This window comes from Anabaena sp. CCY 9613 (assembly GCF_963920895.1).
Classification (GTDB): domain Bacteria; phylum Cyanobacteriota; class Cyanobacteriia; order Cyanobacteriales; family Nostocaceae; genus Cyanocohniella.
Map to the genome: position 1 here is coordinate 1 of NZ_CAWUDE010000071.1, position 249 is coordinate 249.

General features: G+C 71.5%; 1 pseudogene. It reads right to left on the minus strand.

The annotated features are described in order from the left end of the window. Nucleotides 1–249, minus strand: a pseudogene (locus tag ACM0OT_RS23840) (hypothetical protein); the annotation flags it as partial.

Below are 249 nucleotides of genomic sequence, written 5' to 3' on the forward strand. Positions count from 1 at the left end.
CGGCGCGGTCGTGCTGGTAGTTGGCCAGCACGGTCAGCGACAGGTCGGCGTTGGGCTTCCAGGTCAGCGCGGGGGCGATGTAGGCGTGGTCGTCCGGCGCGTAGCGCATCTGCGTGTCGCTGTCGCGCACGTTGCCGGTCAGGCGGTACAGCAGGGTGCCGTCCGCCGTGGCCGGTCCGCCCAGGTCGAACTGGGCCTGCTTGCGGTCGTGGCTGCCCACGCCCAGCGTCACTTCGTGCAGCGGGTCGT